The organism is Corallococcus terminator (genome assembly GCF_003611635.1).
GTDB classification, from domain to species: domain Bacteria; phylum Myxococcota; class Myxococcia; order Myxococcales; family Myxococcaceae; genus Corallococcus; species Corallococcus terminator.
Genome location: NZ_RAVZ01000679.1, coordinates 1 through 1490 on the forward strand (window position 1 = coordinate 1; position 1490 = coordinate 1490).

Annotated in this window: 1 pseudogene; it reads right to left on the reverse strand. The window is 70.4% G+C overall.

The annotated features are described in order from the left end of the window. Positions 1-1490: pseudogene (locus D7V88_RS41455) on the reverse strand (error-prone DNA polymerase); the annotation flags it as partial.

A 1490-nucleotide genomic window follows, 5' to 3' on the forward strand; every position in this document is an offset into this window, starting at 1 on the left:
CCGTGGAGCCCACCACCAGCGGCACGCCGCGCGCGGCGCACGTCTTCGCGTGCGCGAGGCTTGCCTCGGGGCCGGTGAAGTCCACGACGACGTCCGCCTTGGAGAACTCCAGCGCGCGCTCCAGGTCCCAGCTTGAACGGCGCACGTCCACCGGCCGCACCTCCACCCCGTGGCGCTGCACGTCCGCCACCAGCGTGTGCGGCGCGTAGAACCCCATCGGCTGTGAGTTGAGCAGCGCCGCCGTGAACGCCGCCGGGTAGTGGCACTTCAGCCAACTGGACGCATACGCAATCAACGCGAAGCTCGCGGAGTGGCTCTCCGGGAACCCGTAGTGCGCGAAGCCCCGGAAGTGGTTGAACCACTCCTCCGCCTGCGGACGTGCGTAGCCGCGCGCCTCGCAGCCCTCCACGAACCGGCCCCGGTACGGGAGGATCCGCTCCTCCGCGTGCTTGTGGCTGAGCGCCCTTCTGAGCCCGTCCGCCTCCCCCGCGCTGAAGCCCGCCGCCACCATCGCAAGCCGCATCGCCTGCTCCTGGAAGAGCGGCACGCCCAGCGTCTTCTGGAGGATGCCCCGCACCGCGTCGCTCGGGTACGTCACCGGCTCCTGGCCGTGCCGGCGGCGAAGGTACGGGTGCACCATGTTGCCCACGATGGGGCCCGGCCGGATGAGGGCGATCTGCACCACCAGGTCGTAGAACTCCCGGGGCCGCAGCCGGGGCAGCATGTTCATCTGCGCGCGGCTCTCAATCTGGAACACGCCCACCGTGTCCGCCTCGCACAGCATGTCGTAGACCTTCGGATCCTCCGGCGGCACCGTCGCCAGGGACAGGTCGCGGCCGTGGTGCTCCCGGATCAACGCGAAGCACTTCGACAGCGCCGTCAGCATGCCCAGCGCCAGCAGGTCCACCTTCAAGAGGCCCACCGCGTTGATGTCGTCCTTCTCCCATTGGATGACGGTGCGCCCCGGCATCGCCGCGTTCTCCACCGGCACCAGGTCCACCAGCGGCTCGCGCGTCATCACGAAGCCGCCCACGTGGATGGACAGGTGCCGGGGCACGCCCTCCAGCTCCTTCGCCACCGACAGCGTCCTCAACACCCGCCCGTCCGTGGGTGACAGCCCCGCCTCCTTGAGGACGTCCGGCGTCACCTGGAAGCCGTGCGCCGAGGCGACCCGCGACAGCCGGTCCACCTGATCCAACGACAGCCCCAGCGACTTGCCCGCCTCCCGGAGCGCCAGCCGGCCCCGGTAGCAGATGACCTCGCACACCATGCCGGCCTTCTGGCGGCCGTGCTTCGCGTAGACGTACTGGAGCACCTCCTCGCGGCGCTCGTGCTCGAAGTCCACGTCGATGTCCGGCGGCTCCCGGCGCTCCATGCTGAGGAAGCGCTCGAACAGCAGCCCCATGCGCACCGGGTCGATGGCCGTGATGCCCAGCGCGTAGCAGACCGCCGAGTTCGCCGCGCTGCCCCGCCCCTGACAGAGGATGCCC